This is a genomic window from Aliiroseovarius sp. YM-037 (assembly GCF_048060095.1).
Classification (GTDB): domain Bacteria; phylum Pseudomonadota; class Alphaproteobacteria; order Rhodobacterales; family Rhodobacteraceae; genus JBLUOA01.
Genome location: NZ_JBLUOA010000006.1, coordinates 65,793 through 91,938, shown reverse-complemented (window position 1 = coordinate 91,938; position 26,146 = coordinate 65,793). Strand labels below are relative to the sequence as shown.

General features: G+C 58.4%; 24 protein-coding genes. 11 read left to right on the top strand and 13 right to left on the bottom strand.

Annotated features, from left to right (window positions below):
• From ACEWPJ_RS16730 to ACEWPJ_RS16720, 3 genes are all read right to left on the bottom strand, one after another.
• A complete protein-coding gene (locus ACEWPJ_RS16730) occupies positions 1 to 441 on the bottom strand; it encodes a hypothetical protein (RefSeq protein WP_416514267.1) in 441 nt (146 codons plus the stop codon).
• Positions 438 to 860: a group II truncated hemoglobin gene (locus tag ACEWPJ_RS16725; protein WP_416514266.1), complete on the bottom strand. Its 423-nt coding sequence runs from the start codon at positions 858 to 860 to the stop codon at positions 438 to 440. The genes ACEWPJ_RS16730 and ACEWPJ_RS16725 overlap by 4 nt, the downstream gene beginning before the upstream one ends.
• A gap of 87 nt (positions 861 to 947) precedes the next feature.
• Positions 948 to 3,317: a DUF1989 domain-containing protein gene (locus tag ACEWPJ_RS16720; RefSeq protein WP_416514265.1), complete on the bottom strand. Its 2,370-nt coding sequence runs from the start codon at positions 3,315 to 3,317 to the stop codon at positions 948 to 950.
• A 76-nt stretch (positions 3,318 to 3,393) separates the two neighbouring features.
• On the opposite strand from ACEWPJ_RS16720, the gene ACEWPJ_RS16715 reads away from it, so the two are divergent.
• Together ACEWPJ_RS16715 and ACEWPJ_RS16710 are read left to right on the top strand one after the other, a co-directional pair.
• The gene (locus tag ACEWPJ_RS16715) at positions 3,394 to 3,573 is read left to right on the top strand and encodes a cytochrome oxidase subunit III (RefSeq protein ID WP_416514264.1); all 180 of its coding nucleotides are present in this window, start codon (positions 3,394 to 3,396) and stop codon (positions 3,571 to 3,573) included.
• On the top strand, positions 3,570 to 4,415 hold the full coding sequence (locus tag ACEWPJ_RS16710) for a DMT family transporter (RefSeq protein ID WP_416514263.1): 846 nt from the start codon (positions 3,570 to 3,572) through the stop codon (positions 4,413 to 4,415). Before ACEWPJ_RS16715 ends, ACEWPJ_RS16710 begins: the two co-directional genes overlap by 4 nt.
• 69 nt (positions 4,416 to 4,484) lie before the next feature.
• On the opposite strand, the gene ACEWPJ_RS16705 is transcribed toward ACEWPJ_RS16710, so the two are convergent.
• Positions 4,485 to 4,811 (bottom strand): Lrp/AsnC ligand binding domain-containing protein, encoded by a 327-nt coding sequence (locus ACEWPJ_RS16705; RefSeq protein ID WP_416514262.1) that lies wholly within the window; start codon positions 4,809 to 4,811, stop codon positions 4,485 to 4,487.
• Positions 4,812 to 4,853: 42 nt separating this feature from the next.
• Between ACEWPJ_RS16705 and bchO the strand changes: the two genes are divergently transcribed.
• Both bchO and ACEWPJ_RS16695 read left to right on the top strand, forming a co-directional pair.
• Positions 4,854 to 5,720, top strand: a complete 867-nt coding sequence (bchO, locus tag ACEWPJ_RS16700; protein ID WP_416514261.1) for an alpha/beta fold hydrolase BchO — start codon at positions 4,854 to 4,856, stop codon at positions 5,718 to 5,720.
• Between the two features lie 475 nt (positions 5,721 to 6,195).
• Entirely contained in the window at positions 6,196 to 7,251 is a 1,056-nt protein-coding gene (locus ACEWPJ_RS16695; protein WP_416514260.1) for a tyrosine-type recombinase/integrase, read from the top strand.
• A 3-nt stretch (positions 7,252 to 7,254) separates the two neighbouring features.
• Here the strand turns inward: ACEWPJ_RS16695 and ACEWPJ_RS16690 are convergent, their stop codons facing one another.
• From ACEWPJ_RS16690 to ACEWPJ_RS16675, 4 genes are all read right to left on the bottom strand, one after another.
• Positions 7,255 to 7,656: a type II toxin-antitoxin system VapC family toxin gene (locus ACEWPJ_RS16690; RefSeq protein WP_416514259.1), complete on the bottom strand. Its 402-nt coding sequence runs from the start codon at positions 7,654 to 7,656 to the stop codon at positions 7,255 to 7,257.
• A complete protein-coding gene (locus tag ACEWPJ_RS16685) occupies positions 7,656 to 7,898 on the bottom strand; it encodes a type II toxin-antitoxin system Phd/YefM family antitoxin (RefSeq protein ID WP_416514258.1) in 243 nt (80 codons plus the stop codon). The genes ACEWPJ_RS16690 and ACEWPJ_RS16685 overlap by 1 nt, the downstream gene beginning before the upstream one ends.
• A 191-nt stretch (positions 7,899 to 8,089) precedes the next feature.
• Positions 8,090 to 9,160 (bottom strand): ParB/RepB/Spo0J family partition protein, encoded by a 1,071-nt coding sequence (locus tag ACEWPJ_RS16680; protein ID WP_416514257.1) that lies wholly within the window; start codon positions 9,158 to 9,160, stop codon positions 8,090 to 8,092.
• A 1-nt stretch (position 9,161) separates the two neighbouring features.
• Positions 9,162 to 10,466, bottom strand: coding sequence for an AAA family ATPase (locus ACEWPJ_RS16675; RefSeq protein WP_416514256.1), 1,305 nt, complete (start codon positions 10,464 to 10,466; stop codon positions 9,162 to 9,164).
• 360 nt (positions 10,467 to 10,826) lie between these two features.
• Here ACEWPJ_RS16675 and ACEWPJ_RS16670 point away from each other — a divergent pair, with 360 nt between their 5' ends.
• Positions 10,827 to 11,522, top strand: a complete 696-nt coding sequence (locus ACEWPJ_RS16670) for a DnaA N-terminal domain-containing protein (RefSeq protein ID WP_416514255.1) — start codon at positions 10,827 to 10,829, stop codon at positions 11,520 to 11,522.
• Between the two features lie 102 nt (positions 11,523 to 11,624).
• Here ACEWPJ_RS16670 and ACEWPJ_RS16665 read toward each other — a convergent pair whose 3' ends face one another.
• Both ACEWPJ_RS16665 and ACEWPJ_RS16660 read right to left on the bottom strand, forming a co-directional pair.
• A complete protein-coding gene (locus ACEWPJ_RS16665; RefSeq protein WP_416514254.1) occupies positions 11,625 to 12,665 on the bottom strand; it encodes a Rieske 2Fe-2S domain-containing protein in 1,041 nt (346 codons plus the stop codon).
• A gap of 366 nt (positions 12,666 to 13,031) precedes the next feature.
• Positions 13,032 to 14,024: a substrate-binding domain-containing protein gene (locus ACEWPJ_RS16660; protein ID WP_416514253.1), complete on the bottom strand. Its 993-nt coding sequence runs from the start codon at positions 14,022 to 14,024 to the stop codon at positions 13,032 to 13,034.
• Between the two features lie 175 nt (positions 14,025 to 14,199).
• On the opposite strand from ACEWPJ_RS16660, the gene ACEWPJ_RS16655 reads away from it, so the two are divergent.
• The 6 genes from ACEWPJ_RS16655 to ACEWPJ_RS16630 all read left to right on the top strand — a co-directional run bounded on the left by ACEWPJ_RS16655 (position 14,200) and on the right by ACEWPJ_RS16630 (position 20,910).
• Positions 14,200 to 15,672, top strand: coding sequence for a tripartite tricarboxylate transporter permease (locus ACEWPJ_RS16655; protein ID WP_416514296.1), 1,473 nt, complete (start codon positions 14,200 to 14,202; stop codon positions 15,670 to 15,672).
• Entirely contained in the window at positions 15,669 to 16,133 is a 465-nt protein-coding gene (locus ACEWPJ_RS16650; protein ID WP_416514252.1) for a tripartite tricarboxylate transporter TctB family protein, read from the top strand. Before ACEWPJ_RS16655 ends, ACEWPJ_RS16650 begins: the two co-directional genes overlap by 4 nt.
• Before the next feature lie 43 nt (positions 16,134 to 16,176).
• A complete protein-coding gene (locus tag ACEWPJ_RS16645; protein WP_416514251.1) occupies positions 16,177 to 17,145 on the top strand; it encodes a tripartite tricarboxylate transporter substrate binding protein in 969 nt (322 codons plus the stop codon).
• Positions 17,146 to 17,226: 81 nt separating this feature from the next.
• Complete coding sequence (gene sauS / locus ACEWPJ_RS16640; RefSeq protein ID WP_416514250.1) at positions 17,227 to 18,630, top strand: acylating sulfoacetaldehyde dehydrogenase; 1,404 nt, start codon at positions 17,227 to 17,229, stop codon at positions 18,628 to 18,630.
• A complete protein-coding gene (locus tag ACEWPJ_RS16635; RefSeq protein ID WP_416514249.1) occupies positions 18,627 to 20,114 on the top strand; it encodes an AMP-binding protein in 1,488 nt (495 codons plus the stop codon). The genes sauS and ACEWPJ_RS16635 overlap by 4 nt, the downstream gene beginning before the upstream one ends.
• 184 nt (positions 20,115 to 20,298) lie before the next feature.
• Positions 20,299 to 20,910, top strand: coding sequence for a GNAT family N-acetyltransferase (locus ACEWPJ_RS16630; RefSeq protein WP_416514248.1), 612 nt, complete (start codon positions 20,299 to 20,301; stop codon positions 20,908 to 20,910).
• Between the two features lie 230 nt (positions 20,911 to 21,140).
• Here ACEWPJ_RS16630 and ACEWPJ_RS16625 read toward each other — a convergent pair whose 3' ends face one another.
• Genes ACEWPJ_RS16625 through ACEWPJ_RS16615 form a run of 3 tightly spaced genes read right to left on the bottom strand, consistent with a single transcriptional unit; the run spans position 21,141 to position 26,130 of the window.
• Positions 21,141 to 22,175 (bottom strand): alginate lyase family protein, encoded by a 1,035-nt coding sequence (locus tag ACEWPJ_RS16625; protein WP_416514247.1) that lies wholly within the window; start codon positions 22,173 to 22,175, stop codon positions 21,141 to 21,143.
• Positions 22,172 to 24,907 carry a hypothetical protein gene (locus ACEWPJ_RS16620; RefSeq protein WP_416514246.1) on the bottom strand — a complete coding sequence of 912 codons (2,736 nt, stop codon included), beginning with the start codon at positions 24,905 to 24,907 and terminating at the stop codon, positions 22,172 to 22,174. Before ACEWPJ_RS16620 ends, ACEWPJ_RS16625 begins: the two co-directional genes overlap by 4 nt.
• 5 nt (positions 24,908 to 24,912) lie before the next feature.
• Entirely contained in the window at positions 24,913 to 26,130 is a 1,218-nt protein-coding gene (locus ACEWPJ_RS16615) for an alginate O-acetyltransferase AlgX-related protein (protein WP_416514245.1), read from the bottom strand.
• Positions 26,131 to 26,146 lie beyond the last annotated feature (16 nt).

Here is a 26,146-nt window from a genome sequence, read left to right as displayed (position 1 = left end):
CTAAGGGCTGATGGGCAGACGCAAGAAAACCAAGGTCGCCTGAAGGGCGGCCTTGTCTTTCAGCGACACCGCGAACACCGCGAACACCGCATCTTTCTGTTCGATGATCCGCAAATCATAAGAATCCGGGTGGTTTACGCTTTCGTCGGTCCTAACAGAAATACCGGGCCCAAGGCACGCCGTCACAGCCTCAAGAACAGCTTCGAACGCAGCAGATGCCTCGGCTGAACGATAGGGAAACACCCAATGGCAGTGACGCTCCAAACCACCTGCCAGCGACCGAGACACCGCGCAAGTCGCAGGCGCTTCGGCGTCCGGCAGGGCAAGCGTTATGGCATCGCCCTGTTCCATCAAGGCTGACATTTGGTCACAAAACGCGCCTGCCGTGGCATCCACAGCAGGGATCAGAAACGCGGCAAGAACGCCAACAAGCCGGTTCATGGTGTGCGCGGAGGAAAGTCCATATCGTCCTCCCAATCCACCACATCGTTGATAAGGATATTTGCGACCCGTTCGAACACTGTATTCAGCTTATCGATATGCGGGCCGGTATGGCCTTCGTCGGCCAGGGCCTTGCGCATACAAAACAGCCAGTTTTCCGCATCGACCTGCCGGATCGGAACATGGGCATGCATCAGTTTCACGTCCATATGCCCGTGTTTCTCTTTGTAATAGTGACGCCCACCCATGAAACCCGACAGAAAGTTGAACTGCTCCACCCTTGCATGTGGCACGCCGTGACCGCGCCCATGCAGGCGGCGCAGGTTCGACCCTTCGGGCAATGTTTCGACAAGGTCATAGAATGTCTCAACCAGATCACGCAGTTTGTCTTCGCCGCCGATGTCGTCAAGAACGCTCATTCCGCCACCAGCTGATTGCCTTCAAGCGGAATGCCAATTTCGCCCCCGCCGCGCCAGCGATCGCCGCGAATGTCAAAGCAGATCGGATCATGACCGGGGGCGTTCCTTCTTTGGATCATATGCAGCAAGATTTTCAACGATCTTGGCCGGTAGACGTTTCTGGTGTCCATCCAGCTTGCCAACCTGAACCTCTGTCCCGGCTTCGGCGTGGGCGACGTCAATCCGGGCAAAGGCGATGTTCTTGTTCAGTAAAGGAGACCGCATCGACGATGTCACCTCTCCGATCTGCGCGCGTCCGATATGAATGCAATCACCGTGGCTGACGTCGACATTGCCCTCAATCTCAAGGCCCACGAGTTTTTTCATCGGGTGTTCCTTTCGACGGATAAGCGCATCGCGCCCGACAAAGTCATCGGTCTTGGACTTTAGTGGGCAGGTAAACCCGATCCCAGCCTCGAACGGATCGGTTTGATCGGAAAAATCGTAGCCCGCAAAGATCAGGCCAGCCTCGATCCGCACCATATCCAGCGCCTCCAACCCCATCGGCTTGAGCCCATGATCCTGCCCTGCCTCCCAGATCGCATCAAAGATTTCGGCACAATCCTTTGGATGGCACATGACCTCATAGCCCAGCTCACCGGTGTAACCTGTCCGGCTGACAACGAAAGGCGCTCCACTTTCGTTCCGCAGACGGGCGGGGGTAAATCGAAACCAGTCCAACTGATCGAATTTTGGGTTATGGGGCGCAGTCCAGACCAGCTTGCGCAGCAAATCCCGACTTTCCGGCCCCTGCACGGCGACATTGTGTAACTGGTCGGTCGACGACCGCACCAATACCTTCAGTTCATTCTTGTCCGCCAATTCCCGCAGCCATTCGCCGCCGTAGTCCGATCCACCAATCCAGCGGAAGTTATCCCTGCCAAGGCGGAAGACGGTGCCATCGTCGATCATCCCACCGTGTTCATAGCACATCGCCGTATAGACAACGCCGCCCGCGGCGAGCGTCTTCATGTTCCGGGTAAACGCATACTGGCAAAGCGCTTCCGCATCCGGCCCGGTTATTTCAAACTTGCGCAGCGGAGACAGGTCCATAATCACGCATTTTTCGCGGCAGGCTTGGTATTCCTCGATCGGGCCAGCGGCGGCAAAGCAATTCGCCAGCCAATAACCGTTATACTCGACAAAATTCCGGGTGTGCTTTGCAAAGCTGTCGTGGAAACCGGTTTGCTTGGTCATCTTCGCCTCTGAATCTGGGGTCGCGCGGGTCGCGATGGCGCGCTGGAAAGTCTCCTTTCCGCTATAGGTGCGGATGTGGATATCGGTCGGGTTCCAGCCGTTTGCGGCAGTCGTGTCATCGGGGCAAGCGCTGGACACGCAGACAATATCGGTCAGCGCACGCAGCAAGACGAAATCGCCCGGGCGTGACCAGGGTTCGTCCGAATACATCACCCCATGTTCGTCGAGGAACGTGTTGAAGAAAAAGTTGATCGCCATCCAACCGGGGCGGCCTGTCACGTTGAAGTCAGCCAAAGCGTGATTGAAATTCTCCGAGCAATTCACATGCCCCGGATAGCCGATATCGTCATAGTATTTCGCCGAACACGCCAGCGCGAAGGCATCATGGCGCCCGCATGTATCCTGCACAACTTCAACCAGCGGGACCATTTCCTGATCGTAGTATTTCGCGTGAAGGCCGGGCATCGGATAAGCATGGCCCATCAAGGTCCGCGTGGTCGTCACGTCCAGCGCATGTTCGATGCCCTTGTCCAGTTTACGGGCCGAGAAACACTCAAAATCCGTGCATTGACGCCCATCGACGTCGATTATCTGAATATAGTCCCCCGCCTTGACGAAATACGCTTCGGCCGTCTGGCTGTGAACGCGGATGTCCGCGACCGGCTCTGCCAACGGTGCCGGCAGCTCAAAGCTGACATGGCGTTTCAATACGGCGCGCTTAACCATCACCGTCAGTGGCGTTGCCGTGTCTTGTAACTCTGCATCCATCGCGCCGGCGGGGGCGGCTATGATCGCGGCTCCTTCGCGGTTGGCGACAAAACTGGCTTCGGATTTGGGCGGGCTTGCTTGCCCAAACAGGTGAACCGCGTCGGCGGAGGCCAGCTCGATGTTTCGAGCATCCAGCCCGATGCGAAGGCCGCGCAGCGACTGGTTGTCAGAGGTCAATAACGCGCGAAGGCCGTCGGCCGGCCCGTCAGCCCGCGCTCCGATTATGCCCGCGTCAATCGTTCCTTTCGGGTCGCACACGACAATCTCGCAACGCTGCCCACCCTCATCATTGATGATCGTCAACTGATCGCCCGCCTCAAGCGGGATCAGGACAGCCCCCTGCCCCTCAACGACGTATCGTTCGGTACCGGGGGGTAAAGAAAACACCTGCGGCCTGATGATCGCACTGGGTTTCGGAGGCCCGGGCCGTACACTAGGATATTCGTCCAGCATCTACTTCTCCCGACAGGTGTTGCATTTGTGGAATAATTGTTTAACCACAAGAAAGCAGACAGCGATCGACACAGCAATGAAATTCAACCGCTTCAGCAATCATCGGATCGATTATACAGCTTCAGCCCTGTTGATCGCCGCGGCATTTCATTCTGTTATCGCCGTTGTGGGTGGCTTCTGGGCAGCATCAGGATCGGCTTTATTTCTGCTGGCCTGTGTGATTCCAGTCATTGCTTTGTTCCGGACCCACGAATGAGCACGCTCGCCCTTGGTTTGTTCGCGGCACTGTGCTGGGCCTTTCATGACATCTGCGTGCGCTTTCTAAGCCAAACGGTTCCAATCAGCGCCTGCATCTTCACCGTTCTGGCGACTGGCCTTCTGTTCCACACTGGATTGATGACGGTAACGGGGCAGTTTGCACCGATCGCGGCGGATGCCCTGTGGTTCGCACTTACGGCCGGAGTGTTCTTCGTGATAGCGACTTACGGGTTATATTACGCCTTCCAGCGCGGGCCGGTCCGTCTTGTCGCGCCGATCATCGCCGCCTACCCCGTCCTGTCTGTCGGCTGGGCTATGGTCCGGGGAACCCCTATTTCGGCCTTTCAGTGGATCGCCGTGATCTGCATCGTGGCTGGTGTTGCGACTGTTGCCGCGCTTTCGGACGACAACGGCGAAAACAGTCCCGCAAAGGGGCCGACGATCGTTTTTGCACTGGGTTCGGCGATTGGGTTCGCAGGAACATTCGCGTTGGGCCAGCACGCTGCCGAACTTAGCCACGAAATGCCAAGCACGCTTGTTACACGGGTCATGGCCGTTGGATTGGTCATCGTTATCGGCCTGACGTTGCGGCAAACATTCTGGCCCGGTACACGCGCCCTGCCATGGTTGATCGCGATGGGAACCGCTGACGGGGTGGCGCTACTGTGTGTCCTGTCAGCAGGCGCATTGCCTGATCCACAATATGCAGCCGTCACTGCGTCAATGTTCGGGCTTCTTACAATCCTGCTCGCATGGCTACTCCTGAAGGAGCGGATGACGTTACCCCAATGGACCGGCTGCACAGTCGCGTTTTGCGGTGTCGGCTACCTTGCACTTTAGCCACCCCCGCTTCCGATCCGGCGTCATAGACCCCGGTTTGGGACGACCCCGTCATCGTAACCCGCTTTTCTACAGGTCCCGTTTCAACAGGAACTGGTTTTTGAAGTTCTTTAACCCGAGCATGACATCCGCGTCGGCAATATCCGCTTGCGCGTGGATCTCTCGTTCCAGAAAATCCTGAAGGGCATCTTTGTCGTTGCTGACGATCTCAATCAGTAGATCATACCGACCGGCCACCCAAAGCGAAAAAACCACCCGAGGGTCGCTCTCAAGGTATTGGCGCAAAGCTGCGATACAATCGTGATCGACATAGGAAACAGACCGGAACCAACGCTTGGAGAACTGGCCTGCACGCTTGGCGGCACCTACATCCCCCTGCCCCGCGCCGACGCGCATCGGCTGTCAGGCGCCGTGTCTTCCGCGCTGAGCGATTGATACATGCGCTGGCCTGAACATGCCGAAAACTGGCCCCTGACCGAGCATTCCCGCCTTGTCCTCCACCGCCCTCATCGCTGGCATGTGCAAGAGGCCGGCGTTGGCCCGACGCTGCTGCTGATTCACGGCGCCGGTGGTGCGACGCAAAGTTGGCGCGGCCTGTTCCCGATCCTTGCGAAGACCTACCATGTCGTCGCTATCGATCTTCCGGGGCAAGGCTTTACCCAGCTTGGCGCGCGCGGGCGGTGCGGACTCGATCAGGTGGCCGAAGATCTGCTTTCACTCTCTGCCGATCAGGGCTGGCACCCCGACGCGATCATCGGCCATTCCGCAGGGGCCGCAATCGCGTTGCGAATGACCGAGGCACTGGGCGACGCCCCGCCCGCCGTCATCGGCATTAACGCAGCGCTTGGGAATTTCAAAGGCGTCGCGGGATGGCTGTTTCCCATGCTGGCCAGACTGCTGTCGCTCAGCCCTTTCAGCGCTGATTTGTTCATAGCGACGTCGTCCTCGCCACGGAATGTGCGGAAACTGATTGCCGGCACGGGGTCGAAGATCGACGCCGATGGCTTGGCGCTTTACCAACGCCTCGCCAGTGATCGCGCCCATGTCGATGCGACCCTCGCGATGATGGCGCAATGGTCTTTGGATGGGTTGTTGTCCCGGCTGGATCAATTGAAAGCACAAACGCTGTTCATCGTCGGAGAGTCCGACAGCGCCGTCCCACCGAACACCTCAGCCGAAGCAGCGGCGAAAATCCCAAAGGCCAAGGTCATCCGCCTGACTGGGTTGGGCCATCTGGCACACGAGGAAGCGCCCCAGATGATCGCGGACCGGATCACGGCGTGGTGGAGTGAGGCGCAGCAGTAGGCTGTAAGGTCGCATTGCCCCGCCACAGGCGCGTGCATCTCGGAATTCTCGTTGTCCGACGCTCTTTTTCTCTGGCGGGTTGTAAATGACGACTTGTTGAAACGGGATCTTTGGATTGGGTTCTGTCGCAAACTTTTTTGAACTGATTGGCAATGATGACAATGGAGCACACCCTTCCGCGAGCATTCGCTCATGGAGATGCCCATCGTGATTTCCTTCAAAGGCCGTCATTTTCCAGAACACATCATTTGCATGCGGATTACTTCTATCTTCGGTCCGGGACTGTTTGAAACCGGATTCAGCGTACCGCTCTAGCGCTATTATTGTTCGTTTACATTTTGTTGCGCCCCTTGATCTGCAAAATACCTTCCGTTTGCGCATTACTCACCCAACTCTGGGGAAACTCAATTATACGCGATAAGGTGCGATTATCATGTCTATTGCTTTTCGCCCCCCAAACCCGCACTCTGGCGCCATGAAACAGGCTCCTGCCCTCTCGCTTGCGCGCCCCGCGGCGCTGTCGGATGCGGATGAAGCCGCGCTGACCGACCTCTACGTCCGGGGCACTCCAGCGAACACGCTCCGCGCTTACGAGCGGGATCTGATCTATATCACCGCCTGGGCCGATGCGGCCTTCGAAAAGCCCCTCAGTTGGCCAGAGGCCGAGGCTGTCGCCCTGCGCTTCATCCTCGACCATGCCCGCGACCTTTCCGACGCCAATCCGCAAGACCCGGCGCGGGCGACTGCCGAAACCCTCATCGCCGCCGGTCTGCGCAAGACGCTCGCCTGCCCGGCCCCGTCGACGCTGGATCGCCGCATCGCCAGTTGGCGGGCGTTTCACCGGATGAAGAACATCGACAGCCCGTTTGATGCGCCGCTGGTCAAGCAGGCCCGCGCCAAGGCCCGGCGTGCCGCTGCACGGCCCCCCGCCCCGAAATCCGCCCGCCCGATCACCCGTGAGGTGCTAGAGGCGCTGCTGGAGGCTTGCGGGCCCAGTTTGCGCGGCTTGCGCGACCGGGCGCTGCTGATGACCGGCTGGGCCTCTGGCGGGCGGCGGCGGAGCGAGATTGTCGGGCTGAGACGCGAGGATGTCGATCTGGCGCCGTTCGACGCTGAGGGGCTGATCTGGCTTAACATGCTGGAAACCAAGACGACGATGCAGGGCAAGACCCCGCGTCTGGTGCTGAAGGGCCGCGCGGCGCGCACTCTGGTCGCGTGGATCGATGCGGCAGAGATCACCGAAGGCCCGCTGTTCCGCGCGATCAGCAAGGCCGACCGCCCCCTGCCCCGAGGTTTGTCGCCCGATGCCGTCTACCAAATCATCAAACGCCGCCTGCTGCTGGCCGGCCTGCCGGAGGATTACGCCACCCCCCACGGCCTCCGCTCCGGCTTCCTGACCCAAGCGGCGCTGGACGGAGCGCCGATCCAAGCCGCCATGCGCCTGTCGCTGCACCGATCCGTGGCGCAGGCCCAGAAATACTACGACGATGTGGAGATCACCGAGAACCCGGCAACGGATCTGTTGGGGTAGCGCTCAGAACAAGCCTTCCACGGAAACGCCAGTGGGGCGGAAAGCGGCGGGGTTCCCGGTTACGATCGTCGCCCCATGCCTAAGCGCCGTCGCTGCGATCATCAATTCGACGCCGCCTTGCGCTATCTGGTGCGACAACCGCCCCCAGATGCGAACGTCATCAGGCCCAAATTCAAGCAGGCGATCCCCAAACAGCGTCGCGGTTCGATCAAGCCATGTTCGCAGCTCAGTCGCACGGTCAGGGGCCTGCGCCTCTTGCTGTAGGATGCCGCGTTCGATCTCTCCCAGCGTGATGACGCTTAGGAACATTTCCTGCTCTGCCCGACCTTGTAGCCACGCAGCGATGCGCGGTGCGCGGGCCGGGTGCCAAGTGGCGGAGAGAACGTCGGTGTCGAGTAGATACATTAGACGTCGACGTTACGCGGCGCCACGTCAGGTCGGCCCAAATCGCCGCCCGGAAAGGCCATCAGATGATCTGCGAAACTCTCCCGCGCCTGCACTGCGCTGTTGAGCAACCGATGGTATTCCTCAATCGACAGAACGACGACCGCAGGCCTTCCACGCCGCGTCACCTCTTGCGGCGTGCCGGCAAGCGCGGCCTCTACAACCGCGCTAAACTTGTTCTTGGCGTCTTGGAGAGTCCACATACCGCACCTGTCTAGCTTTCTGGCTAGACTAGCGCAATTACCTGTGTTTTCAAGTTTATCTGACTGGCCGGGGTGCTCAGCGCCTGTGGATGTGGCGTCGGGTAACCCATGGGTTACCTCTGTTTGGCCTTGGGGTAACCCGTGGGTTACCTCCTGTTGGTGTCGAGGGTAACCCGTGGGTTACCTTCGGTCTAAAACTGGGTGACGCGGGCATTTCCGCCGCGCAGCTCATCTTCGAAAGCCTTGATGGCTTTCTCAAGCACGTGCCGGGGAACAGATGCGAAATCGTCCTTGCTTACGATGCGGCACTCACCCCGTCGGGCTGTAACTTTCAGACTGCCAACGTGAAACTCAAACTTCTCACGCGGCGCGGCGGGTTCCTTTGTAGGTTTCGCGGTCGTCTTGCCAGCATCCACGAAGGATTGGAGCGCCTTTGTCTGATCCTCCGGGTTTCCGCACGCCTCAAGCTTCGCACGCAGGCCGTCTGCCTCCTGCCCCGTCTTCAGCGACCGGGCAACATCCACACCAAGGTTCCGCGGCACCGCTTTCGGCCATTGAAGCGATTCGCCCAGCACCGACAGCAGGAAGACAAAGCTGCGAATATAGGACCGCTTCATCTTGTGAAGAGAACCGTAGAGCCGCATGACCATCGCATCCGGGTCGATCTCATCAATCGCTTCATCCTGCGCCGCTGTGATCGCAACCTGTGCCATCTCGGCGAAGGTCAGATCCTCCCGTACGGTGTTTTCTTCGACCATGTCGATATAACGGCCCAGCCGATCTTCGGCGGTGGATTCGACGCGGGCGATAATTTCGCCAAACCGCTCGTCGCCGGTTTCCTCAAGCAGTTGCGACAGGGCCGTGAAGCGCCGCCAGCCTTTCTTGAGCTGATAGGCGCCTTCGTCGTCACGGTAGACTTCTATCGGTTCCTTCTGGCCCCGCTCGCGGATTGAGGCCTTCAGTTCCTCCATCTCATCGGAGGCTGCGACTTCTTCAAGGTCGAGCCTGTCGCGCGGCAGGTCGGTCGTCGAAATTTCCGACAGGCTGAGCGACATCAGCACCCTGCCCTCATCCTGCGCGGCGCGGAACGCTTTTGCATCCTCGGCATTCTTGCGGCGCTGTTCGACCTTGGCTTCTGTCGTTTCCGAAAGGCTCTCCGCCGCTTCGCGCACGGCTGCGCCCATCGGTCCGACCGAGCGTTCCCGACGCAGCGGCGTTTCCGGGCTGATCGGTTCGAACCCGAATTTGTTGCTCTTGCTCATCCTACTGCTCCTTTTCCGATAGGGTTTCGCCCCAGGTCTTCAGCAGCGTTCCCTTGAACTCTTCATAAGCGCGGTCAAAACTCTGCCGCGCACGCTTCCATGTCTCGCGCGTCATCTGGCGATAATCCTGCTCATACACCGACATCTGGAACCGCCCGGATTGTTCAACGGCGCGGGTCATCTCAATCGGATTCTGGCAAACATCGGCGCCGAACACGTTGCGGAACGCATCCATCATGGCAACGTGCAGGGGGTTGTTGCTTTCAAACCGGGTCATGAGCACACGGATGTCACGAAACCGTTTCGGAAGGCTGATCCCAGCGTCCGCCGCAAGCTTGGCGAAACCTTCGGAGATATCCTCCATCGCGTCGCCCAATTGCCCGAGATAGCTGGTGGTGGAGTCATATTCCCAATAGCCGGGGCCGGAAGGGATATAGAGAATATCCGCCGCGAAAGCCGCGTTCAGCGACTGGTAGCCGATCGCAGGCGGGCAGTCGAAGATGATGAGGTCGTATTGATCGTCCGGCAGTTCATCAAGATACCGGGCGACACAGCCAAAGAACGACCACGCCTTATGCAGCGCGCGATACTGGGCGCTGGCGAATTCGACGAAGGCTGCGTTGGCGCAGCTGGGGATAATGTCGATGGTCGGCCAGCAGGTGCGCTGGATAAAGTCCTGCGCCCGCTGTGCGCCGATGGATTGCACATCGTCCGGCAGTTCATCCGCGGCGGGGTAGGGGCAATCGTCGGGGTCATCATAGGTCGCCATGATTCGGTCGGCCTCCCGGCACAGATCGCGGCACATGATGCCCCAGACGGTATTCCATTCCTTGACCTCAACAATCCCCATCGAATGGGTCAGCGTCGCCTGCGGGTCAAAGTCGATGCAAAGCACCCGGTATCCATCTAACGCCGCAGCGTTGGCGAGATGCTGCGCCACGACGGTCTTGCCAACCCCACCTTTGAAGTTCGACACCGCCACCCGCATCGCACGGCCTTTCGGGCGCGCGGGTTGCAGGCTTTTGCCACGAAACCGAAGACGGCGGCGCAGTTCGTTGATCTCCTCCAGCGAAAACCAGCGCTGCCGGCCATCATCCTGCGTTTCGCCCTGGGGCAGGGAGGGATCGTCGGCCAGCTTCTTGCGCAGCGTATCGGCCGCCACATCGAACATGAAATGGCTGATCTCCCAGATCGAGAAGGGACGAAGCGCCTTCACCTCGCCGGGATCGAAGGTGGCACGCCGCACCGCTGTCTGCTGCGCGAGGCTGCGGGCGTTCATCTCTTGTAGGTCGGAATAGTCTCTCATCACACTGCTCTTGTTCTTTCGATTGCCATCATGAATAACGGGATATAAGGTTTCTGGCAAAATCAAAATGCGGGAAATCGAAAATTCGCGATTTTCAGCGAGAGAGTCGAAAAACACGAATTCAGAGTCGATATTTAGTGACACGAAATCGCGCATGGCCCAAATAAGGTGACATTCAAGGCGCCATTTGGTGACACTAGACTGTCACCCTATACCATATATACCTGTTTTCTTAATGAGATTGAATTTTTCCCGTAAAAATCTGACCGTTGACAAAAAACGGGAAATCATGCCCTAAATTGTCTCAAGCAGAATCGGCCCGAAGATGGTCGAAGCTTTGAGGCGACAGATGGGCGGACCATGCAAACCAAGAAACTTACCGGACCCGGCGCGGGGTCTGTTAAATATGATATCCTGACCGCACTTGGTGTCGTTGGTCTGCATGGATCATCGGGGGACCAAGTCTCTATGGCCCGGCTGTGCACCCTGATTACGGCGCGGTATAACTGGAAACTTGATGAATTCTGCGTGGGCCAGCGCGAAATGGCGCGGATGTGGAATGTCAATGAACGCACCGTGAAACGAGAGATCAAGCGTTGGATCGACAACAATGTGCTGATCTGCAAACGACGCGGCGTGCGGGGCAGGGTAGGGGCCTACCGGCTGAACCTGCCGCATATCTTCCGAATGTCAGAGCAAATTTGGAGCGCCGTGGGGCCGGACTTTGCCGATCGAATGCGAAGCCTCGACCCGGCGCCAACGGCAACAGTGGTTAAAGTCGATTTTGCGAAAACGGCCGAAACAGACTCTAATCCACCGGAAAACAGCCCATGGCATCCGGTCTTGGAACGGCTGCGATCATTATATCCCGATAAATATCCCAATTGGTTCGCACCGCTTCGCTTTGTTTCGGACAGCGGCGGCCGATACACGCTGGCCGCCGAGAGCCGGTTCGTTGCCCAATATGTCGGAACGCATTTTTTGCCGCTGATCGCTGAGGCTGTCGAAGCAGAGGTCGGGCCGGGCCGTAATATTGTCGTGACGGCAGACGGGTAGGGGGGCGCCTTAAACGACTGCTTCCACCAAAGCGCGGCATCGATCCGCCAGTGGATCTTCCTCAGAGCAACAGAACCCCTCACGGCGAGGCAAAGCGTTTGACTATTCCGTTGCCGGTTCCTCAGCGTTTTCGCTTTTGATCGCGCGGTCGAGCATCAGGCGGAAGGTTTTGGCACCCGCGTCCAACCCTAGGTCGATATGCGGGGTGGTCGCGTGCTTCATACCGAGGTGGACCTTTTCGAGAATGTCCTTGTCTTCGTTGAAGGCCATCAGCGCCCCATCGTTCATGAACTTGGAAACCTCTTTGTCATGGGGCCGCCCATTGCGGTGCTGGACCCAGAAATACCGCGAGCGGTCTTCGTCTATGGGCGTCATGAAATTGTAGCTGATGTTGACAAAGGTCTTGTCCACCGGGGTGCTGTCATAGCCGCCGGTGCCGACCGGCGTGTAGATCGACTTGTTTAGGCCAATCGCCGGCAGGCACATTTCGTAGTGCTGAAGCCGGTCGCAGTTCCCCTCAAAATCAACCACATTGGCGTAGTAGGGGGAGGGCGGTCTGTCGTAGATCCAGCGTGAAACGATGACGCCGCGATCCGTCTTGGTCAGGTCAAGCGGTTCATCATCCGTGCCCGCCCCGGCGAAGGAACTGACATGCACCCAGGCCACATGGGACGGGTCCAGCAGATTGTCGCAAACCCACAGGTAGTGGCAATCGATGTCCATGACTCCGCCATCGGTAAGACCCCAGGACGGGTTGTCGAAATTCTCGATCTCGAAGATGTCGTCGGGATTGGCGAGTGCAGGGTCGCCCATCCAAATCCAGGTAAAGCGATACCGATCCACCACAGGGTAGGATTTGACCACCGCACGCCGTGGAATGGCGTTGGCCTGCGTCGGGGCGGCGACACAGGTACCGGAGCAGTCGAAGGTCAGCCCGTGATAGCCGCATTCGACGGTATCCCCCTTTAGGTTGCCGTCACTTAGCGGTAGCTTGCGATGGGGGCAGGCATTTTCCAGCGCGACAGGCGTTCCATCTTCCTGACGATACATCACGATCTTTTCGCCCAAAAACGTTTCCGCCCGCAATTCGCGGCCTATGTCCTTGGCCCACGCTGCCACATACCAACAATTTTTCAGAAACATTGGCCCGCTCTTCTTCCAGTTCGAAATGTGGCACCAGTATGTTCAAGAATCTGGGCAACCGCCATCTTCGATTGGTTATCATGAGTATTAGAGCTGCTAATCGGCAGGGTAGTAGGGATAGTGATGTTGGCCTGTGGGCAGATAGCGCTCCGATAGGCACCAAAGTCATCCACATTCGCTGAGAAGTTTAGTAGGGGACACAGCCGTTAATACGCGCCGGGCCGCGTAAGGAAAGCCCTCAATCGCATTAGTGGGTCTAATACCGGATGTATTTTCATAAGTCCGCGGAGAAGATCCATATCGGATTCCACCCTGAACGCAGCGCGAGAAAGCCCATACGGCGTGCTCTCACCTTCGCAGAAACCCTCATGCATTATTAAGCGCCCGGCTTGATGCTCTCGTGATCAGAGTAGGCTTGCAATGCATGCCAACGGACACCGAACCTGGGTGAATTATCGCGGATGACAATGCGTTGCCTGCTTCGCGGCCGATCCGCCGCGCTGGAATACGCACTGTAGTCAGGGGCGGCTCGATGTCAGCGGATCCTTTGAAATCCCCAATTCCGGTGATGGACATGTCATCCGGCACCGAAAGACCAGCGGCGGTCGCGCCATAGATAGCGCCCGTTGCAAGAACGTCGTTTCCGCAAATAAGGGCTGTTGGCCGCGCCTTGCTTTGCAACAGCGCCATCGTGTCGCGCTTGGATGCGGCGACACTGTAGACCGTCGTCAGCTTCCATTCGGTGCGCACCGAAACACCGGCCGCCGCCAGTGTTTTCATGATTGCGGTGTGGCGGTCGCTTGCCCGGTCGTTGCCGGCAACTGGCGGCAACATACATGCGATGTCACGATGGCCAAGGCTGAGCACATGTTCGGCGATCAACCGCCCCGCAAGCTGGTTATCGGTTCCGATGCAAGGGTACCGTGCGGTATCGGCGAAATTCCACATCAAGACCGACGGAATGGTCTGGCTGTCGATAAGTTGAAAGACAGCCTCATCATGATCCAACCCGGTCAGGACAATTCCGTCGACACGGTGTTCCAGCATTTTGCGCAGGATCGCGTATTCGCGCTGCGGGTCATACCCATGCGACGCCAACAGGATGGTGAAACCCTGTTTGGCCACTTCATCCGAGAACGCCTGAACCACTTCGGCAAAGATCGCGTGATCCAAGGTCGGCACCAGAACACCGATCGTTCCGCTGCGGATGCCGTGGATGGTTTGGGCCGCGCGATTGCGAATATATCCTGTCTTGCGCACGGCGGTATCGATCCGCTTACGGGTCGACGATTTCAAAAGTTCCGGGTGATTGAAATACCGCGAAACAGTCGACGCAGACACCTTCGCGACCCGTGCCACGCTGACGATATCGGCTTTTTTATTTCTCTTGTCTGACACTTAACCCCAGAATCCCACGAATTTATGAAAACATTTGCAAAACTATTTTCATCACTTACCCTGATTGGTCAATTGCTAAGTTGGGAGGGTCTGGCGCTTGGATTTTCTGTTCTACATGAGCGACGTGTTCACGCCGATGAACTTCGGACTGTTGTTGCTAGGGACAATTGGTGGGCTGATCCTGGGTGCCACACCCGGGTTGTCGCCCACGATGACAGTTGCTCTGATGATCCCGTTCACGTTCAAGCTGGAGCCGCAGCAAGGGCTGATTCTGCTGGGGGCCGCCTATACATCGACCGTCGCCGGCGGAGCGGTCAGTGCGATCCTGCTTAAGATCCCCGGTGCACCCGCGAACATTGCCACCACGCTGGATGGGCATACGATGGCCAAGAAGGGTCAGGGCGCGAAGGCGCTGCAGTTGTCGTTCATCGCTTCGGCAGTTGGTGGGTTGTTTGGCGTCTTCCTGTTGATCTTTCTGACGCCGGTGCTGGCAGAATGGGCGTTGGCCTTTGGACCGTCAGAACTGTTCTGGCTTGCCATTCTCGGCGTCACTGTCATCGGCACTCTGGATTCCAGTTCGGTCGTAAAGGGCCTGTTGTCCGGATGTATCGGTCTGTGGCTCGCCACCATCGGGTTCGATGACATCATGGGCGCGCAGCGGTTTATCTTTCATTCGTCCGTCAGTGGCGGGATCAATGTGATACCTGCGTTGATTGGGTTGTTCGCGATCCCTCAGGTCATCACGATGTTTGCCAAGGGGCGCAAAGGCTCCGATGCTGAGATCATTACCGTCAAGCGGCACCCCATTGGGGCCGCATTCCGCGAGGTCTTCAGCCGCACGCGCGCATTGTCCATCGGCACCGCCGTCGGGTCGATCATTGGTCTGATCCCCGGTGTGGGCGGGCAGATTGCCGGGCTTGTGGCCTATGACCAATCCAAGAAGCTCAGCCCGGAAAGCGAAAAATTCGGCACCGGTCACTCTGAAGGCGTGATCGCCGCAGAAAGTGCGAACAATGCTATGGTTGGTCCTTCGCTGGTTCCACTTCTGACGCTCTCCATTCCCGGATCGCCCACTGCGGCGGTGCTGCTGGGAGGTCTTTTGATCCACGGCATTTTCCCGGGGCCTACCCTGTTCACCCAATATCCGCAGGTCGTTTGGCCGTTCATCAATTCGATGTTGATCGGGCAAATCCTGATGTGTGTGTTTGGCCTGCTGATCGCGGGTTGGGCGGCCAATGTCGCCCGCGTCCCGCCTGCGGTGATGGCCGCCGTTGTATTGGGATTGGCAGTGTTTGGCAGCTATTCGGTCCAGCATTCGATGGGCGACGTCTATGTGATGATGGCGCTGGGGCTGGGGATGTTCTTTCTGGAGCGTTTTGGATTTTCGGCCGCGCCATTGGTGCTTGGCCTGATCCTTGGTCCAATTGCTGAAGCGAACTTTATGCAGGGCGCGATGATTGCCGACGCCACCGTTGGGCAGTTGGTCTTTTTCTTCACCGGATGGCTTAACTGGCTGCTGATTGCGATTGTTGTCCTGTCCATCGGCTATTCAATCTGGATGGAACTGCACCAACGTCGCTACACAACCAAGGAGGACGCCGCAGCATGACAGATCTTCCTCGCACGCAACACATCATCGCCTCGGGTCTGATTGCCGCTGTTGGTCTTTCTGTGGCCTATGTCAGCTTTACTCAGGAACCGGCCGGTGCATTTGTCTTTCCACGCCTCATTTCATCTGTGTTTGCGGTGCTGGCGATCTGGACCTTTGTGAAAGCCGTGCTGGGGCGCACCAAGGTCGGTGCCGGGATCAGCGGGCCCGAGATGCGCAACATGCTGCCCGGTTTGATCGTGGCATTGATCTATGCGTTCTGGGCGGCCAAGGCGCTGGGGTTCTATACGGCGACCACGATCACCTTCTTCATTCTGCTGACACTCTACGATCCCGCATCCCACTCGGATGTAAAAACATGGGTCAAACGGGTTCTGATCACCGCCGGTTTCATGGCGGTTCTATACGGTCTTTTCGCGGTTCTTTTGAGTGTCTTCACACCGCGAGAGATATTTTCCTGAAGCTGCGGGAGGCAGTTTTGGGGTCTAACCAAGGGAGAGAAAAATGAAAAAATGGATCGCAGGAGCGGCATTGGCCGTGACAGCATTGACGGGAATGGCGATGGCCGATGGTCATGGTGGTTATCCCGAACGTCCGGTCATGTTGATGGTCAGCTATGGTGCTGGCGGTGCTACTGACTTTCAGGCGCGTATCGTGACCATGACAGCAGGAAACGAAGACGCGCTGCAAATGCCCGTCGCAATTCTGAACAAGCCCGGCGCGGGTGGTCGTGTCGGCTGGAACTGGTTTGCAACCCAGGCCGAAGCCGATGGCTACACAATGGGTGCTTACAACGTGCCGCATTTCATCGCGCAGTCCATTGAAGGCGGCGTTGAGTATTCAGTCGACAGCTTTGAACCCATTGCCAACTGGGGCGCTGATCCTGCTGTGTTCGTTGTTGCCGCAGATAGCGAATTCAATTCGATGGCAGACGTGATTGCCTATGCGACCGAAAACCCCGGCGGTTTGACGTTCTCTGGCGCTGGCCTGTTTGTCGGCCACCACATCGCGGCCTTGCAGCTTGAAAAAGCCGCTGGCGTGGAACTTGCCTATATCCCCAACAACGCAGGTGGTGCCGGTGCAATGCGGGCAGTGATCGCAGGCGAAGTTCTGGGCGGTGTGAACAACCTCTCCGATGCGTTCCGCGCACGTGAGGCGGGCACTATAAAAATCCTTGGCGTGTTCGACGTTGAGCGCAATGAGTTCCTTGAGGATGTGCCGACCATGATGGAACAGGGCTATGACATCGACAACGCATCCGTAAACTTCCGTGGTGTGATGGTGCCAGCGGGCACAGATCAGGCGATTATCGATCATCTCGCTGCCGTCGTCCCTACAATGTTCGAAAACGAACGCGTGGCAAAGCGTATGACCGCTGGCGGTTCGCCAATGCACATCATGACCCGCGACGAGGTGATCGAGATGTGGGCGCAGCGTAAGGAAACGCTTGAGGCGCTTTTGGCAGGCCTCTAAGCGCGACACCAATACGCGACAGCTAAAACAAACGGACGGAGCGGCACTGCGCGCTCCGTCATATGCCCAAGAGGACTATCCATGAACGCCCCAGACACGGTTGCCGAGGTCGACGCCATCGTTTCCCGCGCGAGAGCAGCACAAGCTGCATTCGAAGCACGCGGATCTCAAGAGCTGTATGACCGCGCGGCTCAGGCCGCAGCTTGGGCGATTATGGAACCGGCCCGCAACCGTCACCTGGCAGAGCTGGCGGTCGAGACGACCGGTCTTGGCAACGTGCCGGACAAGATCACCAAAAACCACCGCAAGACGCTGGGTCTGATGCGCGACATCGCGACCGCCAAGACCTATGGCGTGATCCGCGACGATAAAGAAACAGGCATCACCGAAATCGCCCGCCCCATTGGGGTAATCGGTGCTGTGGTCCCGTCGACCAACCCCGGCGCAACGCCAGCAAACAACATCATCAATGCGCTCAAATGCGGGAATGCAATTGTTGTGTCACCGTCGCCCAAAGGTGTGCCCACTTGCGAGGCGCTGTTGGGCTACATCCATGCCGAGTTCGATAAGCTGGGGCTGGACCATGATTTGGTGCAGATGATCCCCGGACGCGGGTCAAAGGAAAAAACGCAACGGTTGCTTGAGATTTCCGACCTCATCGTTGTGACAGGCAGCCAGAACAACGTGAAGCGTGCCTATACCTCTGGCACGCCTGCACTGGCTGTGGGCGCGGGCAACGTCTGCGTGATTGTGGACGAAACTGCCGATCTTTCTGCGGCCGCCCAAAAAATCGCGGCGTCGAAGACCTTTGACAATGCCACATCGTGCTCATCGGAAAACGCCATCGTGGTCGTGGATGAAATCTACGATGCATTCACCGCAGAGCTTGCTAAGGCGGGCGGCGCTCTGATTACGGACGATACGAAAATCACCAGCTCCCTCTGGGTGAAAGGGCATCTGAACCCGCGCGCCATTGCCCAGGATGCCCATGTCTTGATCGATGCATTGGGCCTTACGGGTGACGTGCCGTCAGATACAAAATTCATCGCCGTGGAAACCAAAGGTATCGGGCCAGAGTTTCCGCTGTCGGGCGAAAAACTCAGCCGTGTTCTGACTGTGTATCGCGCGCGCGATTTTGATGATGCCGTGGCCACTACGCGCGAGGTGCAGTTGCATCAAGGGGCGGGCCATTCGGTCGGTATCCACACCAAGGATGACAGCCGCCCAATGACGCTGGCCACTGTAATTCCAACCAGCCGCGTCATCGTCAATCAGGCCCACACCTTTGCAACGGGCGGCGCGTTCAACAACGGGATGCCGTTTTCCCTTTCGATGGGCTGCGGGTCTTGGGGTGGTAATTCCATCGACGACAACCTGCATTGGAAACATTTTATCCAGTCGACCAAGATCGTGCGAGAAATCCCCGCCCGAGAACCTTCTGTTGAAGACATCTTCGATGGCTATTGGCAGCAGGTCGGCAAGTGATCTTTGAAACGGCAACCCCCCCCAACGGCACGGTCCGCGACTGGCTTGATGCCCGCGCGGCGGGCGATGGGGTTGCAGTTGTGTTCCCTGAAACCGGCGAAACCCTAAGCTGGTCCGATTTGCGCGATGAAGCCCGCAGAACCGCGGAAGGACTGACAGGGCTCGGCATTGAAAAGGGTGAAAGCGTCGCGATCATCCAACCAAACGGGCGCGAAGGCCTGGTGGCGGTTTATGCCACGCTCTACGGTGGATTTCGGGCGACGATGATTAACCTGGCCGCCGGACCGGATGCGATTGCCTACGCATTGGGTCATTCGGGCGCGCGGTTCGCCTTTGTTCATGCCTCGCAGAACGAAGCCTTTGCCAAAATCGCACCAAACGACGTGGCGGCCATTCGCCCAGACGATTTAGAAGCGCCAGCGCCGCTGCACGACATCACTCCGGGCGATCATGCGCTGCTGATGTATACATCCGGCACCACGGGCAAACCCAAAGGTGTTGTGCACACCCACGCCAGCTTGCTGGCGGGCGGATGGACGACCGCCGTTGCGCACGCATTGGGATCGCGCGACCGGGGGTTCTGCGTTCTGCCGATCTATCACATCAACGGTCTTTGCGTGACGGTCATGGGCGCGCTTGTCTCGGGTGGGTCGCTGGCTATGGTTTCGCGCTTTTCGTCGGGCAAGTTCTGGGAGCAGATCAATAAGGGCGAGGCGACGTGGTTTTCGGTCGTGCCGACGATCATCAGCCATCTGTTGCATGGTGCCTCAGACCCAAGCGATGCCGCGCGTGCGCGGCTCCGGTTCGGGCGGTCGGCCTCGTCTGCTTTGGCGGTTGAGACGCAATCTGCGTTTGAATCCCGCTTCGGTGTGCCGATTATCGAAACGATGGGGCTGACTGAAACAGCGGCACAAATCCTGTCCAATCCATTGCCGCCGGGGGTTCGCAAGATAGGCTCGCCCGGCGTTGGGTATGGGAATGAAATCCGGATATTGACCGCTGACCTGACAGAAGCCCCCCGCGGGTCCGAAGGTGAAATCGCAGTGCGCGGGCCAAATGTTATGCACGAATACCTCCACAACCCCGATGCAACAGCCGCGACATTCGCTGGCGACTGGCTGCGCACCGGCGACCTTGGGCGAATGGATGCCGACGGCTATGTCTTCGTGACCGGGCGCCTGAAAGAGCTGATCATCAAAGGCGGCGAGAACATCGCCCCGCGTGAAATCGATGAAGTTCTATATAGCCACAACGATATCATCGAGGCCGCCGCATTCGCTCGCCCCTGCACGCAATACGGCGAACGGGTCGAGGCGGCTGTCGCTATCCGCGATGGCTCCGTTCTGGCGGAAGCGGATCTATTGTCGCTTTGCAAAGAGCGTCTTGGCAAATTCAAGGCGCCAGAGCGTGTGCACTTTCTAAAGGAACTGCCAAAGGGGCCGTCGGGAAAAATCCAAAGGCTAAAACTCGCTGATCTACTTTGAGCGACATCCGGCCATCCAATGTCGGAAACCCAGCATGGGCCATGTTCGGGAATCGAATTCTTTTGAACGAAAACCTGCCTTTGCCCTCCATGCCACTGGAAAATGCCGCGACGCAGCATTACCTATCATATGGGAGGCCACGATAGCCGCCAGCGCGGCTGTTTTAGCAATAAGGTCCGAGTTCATGGAAACTGAAGCAGGCTATATCCGACCCAATATCAGACGATTGTGGCAGTCTGACCAGGCAACAATGGTCGATTTCTTTCAAAGAATGGACCTGCAAACGCGCCGCCTCAGGTTCGGTGCCCCGGTGAGTGATGAGTATCTGAAAAGCTACGTCGAAAGCCTGATGTCGACGGATACCGTGGCTTTTGGCGCTTTCCCCGATCAAACATTGCACGGTATCGCTGAATTGCGTGTTGTTAAGGACAGATGGCCTCGGACCGCCGAGATTGCTTTATTGGTTGAACCCGAATGGCAGGAGTTGGGCATCGGTGGTGCATTATTCGACCGTGCTATCACCGCAGCGCAGAACCGCAACATCAAGTCGATTCACATGCTCTGCCTGAAAGAGAACAAGCGCATGCAACACCTGGCGCAAAAGCACGATGCAGTTCTGCATTTTGACGCCGGCGAGGCAGAAGCCGCGCTGACCCCGCCTTGGCCTACACCGTTGTCGCTTTTCTACGAAACGTTCGCCTACACGCGTCGCTATCTTCAGTTGATGCTCCATTCGCGGGAAATTTGGCCAGATCGGGGTTTGCAGGTTCCATCTTTAGGTAAGAATACAACGTAATCGCTGCGATCGCATCAACAGGCGTTGGCCGGGACGGCTATTTAGAATGTCATGCTTAAGCGACAGATCCTGAGGTTACATCGCAAGCCGCTTGGGCCAAGGCGCTGGATATCGAATTCGCGGCGGGCCAGTGGGGTGTGATCGAACCGCACGCCGAGGTTATGCGTAATTATAAAGAAATCGGCGCGTCGGAGTGAAGGAAATGACAGGGGAGGGGTGGCCCTATCGGGCTACCGCTGCCAAAGCTCCGTCTGATTGCCCCCGAGTTTTGAGTAGGTCAGGGGGCGGAAATTCGTTGCGAGGTCTTCAAGTGCTTCGCTGCTTCGCAGTAGCAGATAAGGCTCGATCCACGCCAGTTGGAAGTTCATCAACGTATCGGTGCCGTCGAACAGGTTTTGTTCGGTGCCGGTGATGGCTTGGGTTTGTTTGCCGTCCGACAGATCGGACACTGCGAAGTCGACGACGCGGTGCAGGGCGCCGTTGCAGCTATCGCTGATTGGCACCCTTTGCCGTTCCAGCAGAAGGGTCGCGGAGACCAGCGGCGCGATTGCGTGAAGTTGGTAATGCAGGGCGTATTTTCCGCGCGACATTTCTTGCGGCAGGCTTCCGTCTGGCGATGCTGTGCATAAAACCGCCTCAACAGATTTGACCGCCCAATCCCGTTTTTCTGGACTGTCCGCCTGAAGGGAATACGCCGCCGCGGCAAGGCCAGCCCACGCCCGCAGATTTCCGGTTTGCGCGCCTTCATGGGCGGTTTCCCAAAATGCCATCTGCGCGTCCATGCGCCGCCCCAACCAATCAAGGATAACATCGCGGTTTGGGTCGGCGGGCGCATAGGGTGAGGTTTGCCAGAGGATCATGCCAAACGCCGCCAACCTCGCGCCGATTGTCAATTCGACCGTTTCGGTGCCAAGGTCCGAAAGCGCATCTGCGCTGGCCCAGTGGGCAAGCTGTTCAAGGATGCAGGTCGAGGTGGCTTCGCGGTCGCTGACGGTGCCGGTGTATAGCCGATCAGTCAGCACCGCGAGGTCGACGATGAACTGGTCGAGCGGCGCGAGCGCAGCCTCGGCCTCTGCCTCGCGGAGCGGGTCCAAGACGCTGCTGCTGCCGTCGTCGTCGGAATAGCGGCTGACATAGGACAGCGAGATGATCGGCGGGGTTTCAGGCGCACAGCGGTCTTCGGCGTGCACGGCAGAGGGGCTGCAATACAGAAACAGGATGGCGGCGGACCATATTGCGATGGGTCTGAGGGTGCGGGGTTTCATTCACGGGTCATCGCGTTGAAGATGTCGAGCAGCCCCCGCGCGTCGGGCGCGTTCAGGCCGTCGGCTTTTTGCAGCCAGATGACCGCCAGCTTTGGATCAGGGGTCTGGCCAAGACCAAAGCCGATTGCATAGGCATATTCGACCATCGCCTGACTTAGACCGGATTCTGCCGCTTGTCGCAGCCAGTCGGTCGATTGAGCCAAGTCCGTCGCCCCCTCTGCCTGCGTACGCAAGTGCATTCCGTATTCAAACATCGCCCGGCTGTCGCCGGAATTTGCGACCTGTTCATAGACCGCTGGAATATCAAGCTGCGCCTCGACGCCACGCTGCACGGGGCGGCGGGCGCTTCGATACTTATCAAGCGCCCACGACAGAACGGAGCTGTCCGATTGGCTAAGCAGGGAGACGAGGTGGCCTGCCGCACCCTCAGGATCATACGCACGGGCGTTTGGGTTTGAGGCCAGCAGGTAAGCCCGTTGCAGGGTGGCCAGATCGGCAGGGGCGGTGTCGTTCGGTTCAAACGCCTCCGGCGCGCCGGTGCCGAAATAGGCGCGGTGCACTTCGTTGATCCCCAGCCGCGAAAGAATATGGCCTTCTTCGATTGTCAGCCCGATTTTTGTCCAATGGGTCGCTTCGTCCGCGCGGCCGCGCAGGACGTAGGCATCGGTCAGTTCTGCAATGTCTTTAGAGGTGCAGTTCATGATCGAAACGGCGCGCTTCATGTAGTCATCGAACTCCTCATCGGTGATGAACGGGGCGGCGAACATGAAGGCCAGAAAGTCGCCGCGCGTTTCGATTGCGTCGCTGAACACGCCGTAGGTGATGATCCCTTCCGATTTGGTCAGACGGCTCAGCAGACGGATTGCGGCCCCTTCGCCACGTTGGCCGGCGTCATACAGAAGTTGCTGGATTTCCGCGCTGACCACCGGATCGCGCCCGGCATGTTTCACCAACGCGACCGCCAGATCGAGCGTAATCGCCGGGCCGATGTGAAGGTAGGCGCGCCGGAAAATCTCTACCGCTTTCTGGCGCTGTTCGCTGGTCAGGGCGAGTTCGAATTCCTGACGCACGAAATCTTCGAGCGCCCGGTCGCTGCGACCTACGCGCTCTGCCCAAAACCGAAGGGTCTGGTCCGACACCATAAGGTCAGATTGCATCAATTGCAGCAGGTTCGCGGCTGAACTGCCATGGCCGAGAAGGGCTAAGCTCTGGATTTTTGCGACGGCTTCGGGCTCTAGCGTTGCGTCGATCCGGGCCAGATCGGTTGCGGGCATTCTGATCGGCGCAAGATCGGTCGCCCCATAGGTGTCGGCCCAATAGTTCGCCTCGGCCAGCAAGGGGGCGTTGGGCATCTGGCAGCGATAGAGGTTAGTCAGCCTATTCATCGATGGCGCGTGCCCGTGAAGCGACACGGAATCAATCAGCAATTGTTCCGCCCGTTTGGCGATGGCCGGATCATCCACGTCGCGCAGCAGAATTTCGGCAAGAATGGCCATTGCTTCGGGTTCGCCCAGTTCGACGGCTTGTTCGAGGATGGGGACCGCTTCGGCAGCCCCTTCCCACGCGCCTTTCAACAGCAGCAGTTCCTTTGCCAGCCGGGTGTAGATCAGGCCGGGCGCGTCGGGGATGGCTGCGATTTCGCGCAGGTATTGCAGATAGGGGCTGTCGGTGGCTTGGTCGCCGGTTTCAAGGTCGAGGTCCAGTTCCAGAAATGGTACGGCGGATCGCCTTTGCAACGACGGAGAGGGGCTGGGATAATGGCCTAGGACGTTTTTGACATCAGCCTCTGAACGTGCGCCTTGGTCGATCAACCGATGAACGTCAGCGCTGCCGATGTCCCGAAAATCACCGATAGCGATGTTCAGATAGCGCTGCAGTTCCTCGTAATCCTTTTCGGGGGACACGGAGTTCAACTGGTGTTCAACGACGCGCCACGCGGCATCCTTGCCGCCCATATCCGCCGCGAATTTTCGCCACGCGTAGGCAAGATCAGGGTTGGGCGAAAGGATGTCGCCGTCGGTGTATTCCCGCGCCAGACGTTCGGCGCGATTGCAGATACCGGCGTTGAGTTTGCCGATCACGCCGCCATAGGCCATCGTCGCTGTCTGCTCGGCTGATAGGGACCAATCCGTCATCTCTTCGCCGGATAGCTGCATCCGCACGATGTCCAGCAGGGCGTTCGCGTTACCTTCCAGCGCGGCGCTAACAATAAGTTCCAGCGCGAGGTCTCGGTCTTGTGCGACGCCGACCCCGGACAGGTAGTAATGTGCCAGTTTTACCTTTTGATTGTTCGTGAGCGTATCGGCCTGAAATCGCAGGTTTTCGACGGTTTCGGTTTGCTGCAATTCGTCAAACCGCTCGGCCGCGACATATAGGTTGATCCGCGCGAAGGCTTCTTCGGCGCCGGCAAACTCGGGGTCAAGTTCTGCCCGGTAGGTGATCAGGCCAGCGATGAAGTCAAACCACGCGTCCGGGTTTTGGCGGGTCAGGCTGTTGATATCGCGCGACAGGAAATCCAGCCGATCCTCTTCAGTCAGGTCTTGTCGTCCGTCGCCCCCTTCGTTTTCTTCGCTGGATGCGGGGTCTGCATCCGCCACTTGTATTCCGCACAGGTTGCTGGCGGGCAGGTCCGGTGGCAGGAAATTCAGCGACAAAAGCTCTGCCGATGCGGGCCGTGGCATCGCAAGGCAAACGAGTGCGAACAGAACGCCGCTGATGCGTTTCCCGGTCATCATACCTATCCTTCGCATAGGAATACCTTGGCGTCGCCATCTGCAATCGCATCTGATGTGACCTCGACCGTTTCGGCCCCATCCGGCCACAGGCCGGTCATCGGCATGAGAAAACGAGTGGTTGGCTGCTGATCCTCCGGGCGCAGGATCGATCGCGACCGAACTTGGCCCTGCGCAGAGGTGAAGCCGAAATCAGCGCGGCGTGTGGCCTGATCGCCCAACTGAAGCAACAGGGAATGAACCTTGGGCCGATCAAGCTGCGGCAGATCGACGCGAAGCTTCCCTGTGTCGGTGCGCTCCGCCACCAGTTCCTGACCGCATTGCCCTTTCGCGGCAGCGATCAGTTCGCGCAGAGGTTGGTCGCCATGACGCCCCGGATTCTGCCAAAGCGGCAATTCCCAGATCAGATATTCGGGCCGCAGGTCCCAGAACGTGTCTGACGTCAGCGCAGACGCAGCTGCGGCCACGCCGCTGTCGGTAACGCTGTGCTGCGCAACCGGCAGGCCGGATAGTCCGGCAAGGTAATGCACGAAATTAAGGTCGCTTTGCCCGGTCAGATCGGTGTTTGCCAACATGATCCGGCTGGCCGTCGAGCCGTCTGGCACCTCAGCCGTATCAAGCCTGACATCGGGCGATGAGACTTCGGGCAACGACATCAGGCACTGTGATTGAAGCGACAGCCGTTCGACGGATGCAAGTTCGGTGGTTCCGACAGTCTCAGTCGCGATGCCGGAGGTATCGGCACCAACGACGCCTTCGGCAAATGCGCGGGCCAAGGCCAGCAGCCCGGCATTGTTCAACCGGCTGTCAGCGTCAAAATAGGGTTGGCTTTGCGCGTTGGCATTGCGCAGAACCGCGCGCACGTCGATCAGTGTCACACCGGCGGCGTCCAGCCGGGCCAGCGTGTCGGCATATATCGTTGCGGCCAGCGACGGATCGTATCCGAATTGCGCGGCGTCGGGGCCAAGGCGTTCCGACATCACCAGCGCTTTCGTCGGCATCGGCAACAAAACCAGCGTCGTGCCGTTCGCGGACAAGGCTTTGGCGAGGTCGCCGATCTGATCGACCATTTCGTCGGACAGCCGATTATACATCAGCATATCCGGCTCTACCCGGAAGAACATGCCGCCCGTGCCCTCGATCGCCGGAAACCGCCCCCCGAGAAGGTCACGGCACCCAAGGTTTGACTGAGATTTCGCTGTTTCCGGCACGGAAAAAAGCACCGCCAAAGATACAAGG

What these genes read in the sequence shown, in the direction of transcription:
- ACEWPJ_RS16685 (WP_416514258.1), bottom strand. Translation starts at nt 7,898, where the DNA reads ATGTGGACTCTCCAAGACGCCAAGAACAAGTTTAGCGCGGTTGTAGAG.
- ACEWPJ_RS16720 (WP_416514265.1), bottom strand. Translation starts at nt 3,317, where the DNA reads ATGCTGGACGAATATCCTAGTGTACGGCCCGGGCCTCCGAAACCCAGT.
- ACEWPJ_RS16675 (WP_416514256.1), bottom strand. Translation starts at nt 10,466, where the DNA reads ATGAGAGACTATTCCGACCTACAAGAGATGAACGCCCGCAGCCTCGCG.
- ACEWPJ_RS16730 (WP_416514267.1), bottom strand. Translation starts at nt 441, where the DNA reads ATGAACCGGCTTGTTGGCGTTCTTGCCGCGTTTCTGATCCCTGCTGTG.
- ACEWPJ_RS16645 (WP_416514251.1), top strand. Translation starts at nt 16,177, where the DNA reads ATGAAAAAATGGATCGCAGGAGCGGCATTGGCCGTGACAGCATTGACG.
- ACEWPJ_RS16670 (WP_416514255.1), top strand. Translation starts at nt 10,827, where the DNA reads ATGCAAACCAAGAAACTTACCGGACCCGGCGCGGGGTCTGTTAAATAT.
- ACEWPJ_RS16695 (WP_416514260.1), top strand. Translation starts at nt 6,196, where the DNA reads ATGAAACAGGCTCCTGCCCTCTCGCTTGCGCGCCCCGCGGCGCTGTCG.
- ACEWPJ_RS16705 (WP_416514262.1), bottom strand. Translation starts at nt 4,811, where the DNA reads ATGCGCGTCGGCGCGGGGCAGGGGGATGTAGGTGCCGCCAAGCGTGCA.
- ACEWPJ_RS16725 (WP_416514266.1), bottom strand. Translation starts at nt 860, where the DNA reads ATGAGCGTTCTTGACGACATCGGCGGCGAAGACAAACTGCGTGATCTG.
- sauS (WP_416514250.1), top strand. Translation starts at nt 17,227, where the DNA reads ATGAACGCCCCAGACACGGTTGCCGAGGTCGACGCCATCGTTTCCCGC.
- ACEWPJ_RS16630 (WP_416514248.1), top strand. Translation starts at nt 20,299, where the DNA reads ATGGAAACTGAAGCAGGCTATATCCGACCCAATATCAGACGATTGTGG.
- ACEWPJ_RS16620 (WP_416514246.1), bottom strand. Translation starts at nt 24,907, where the DNA reads ATGACCGGGAAACGCATCAGCGGCGTTCTGTTCGCACTCGTTTGCCTT.
- ACEWPJ_RS16650 (WP_416514252.1), top strand. Translation starts at nt 15,669, where the DNA reads ATGACAGATCTTCCTCGCACGCAACACATCATCGCCTCGGGTCTGATT.
- ACEWPJ_RS16665 (WP_416514254.1), bottom strand. Translation starts at nt 12,665, where the DNA reads ATGTTTCTGAAAAATTGTTGGTATGTGGCAGCGTGGGCCAAGGACATA.
- ACEWPJ_RS16625 (WP_416514247.1), bottom strand. Translation starts at nt 22,175, where the DNA reads ATGAAACCCCGCACCCTCAGACCCATCGCAATATGGTCCGCCGCCATC.
- ACEWPJ_RS16690 (WP_416514259.1), bottom strand. Translation starts at nt 7,656, where the DNA reads ATGTATCTACTCGACACCGACGTTCTCTCCGCCACTTGGCACCCGGCC.
- ACEWPJ_RS16680 (WP_416514257.1), bottom strand. Translation starts at nt 9,160, where the DNA reads ATGAGCAAGAGCAACAAATTCGGGTTCGAACCGATCAGCCCGGAAACG.
- bchO (WP_416514261.1), top strand. Translation starts at nt 4,854, where the DNA reads ATGCGCTGGCCTGAACATGCCGAAAACTGGCCCCTGACCGAGCATTCC.
- ACEWPJ_RS16710 (WP_416514263.1), top strand. Translation starts at nt 3,570, where the DNA reads ATGAGCACGCTCGCCCTTGGTTTGTTCGCGGCACTGTGCTGGGCCTTT.
- ACEWPJ_RS16715 (WP_416514264.1), top strand. Translation starts at nt 3,394, where the DNA reads ATGAAATTCAACCGCTTCAGCAATCATCGGATCGATTATACAGCTTCA.
- ACEWPJ_RS16655 (WP_416514296.1), top strand. Translation starts at nt 14,200, where the DNA reads ATGAACTTCGGACTGTTGTTGCTAGGGACAATTGGTGGGCTGATCCTG.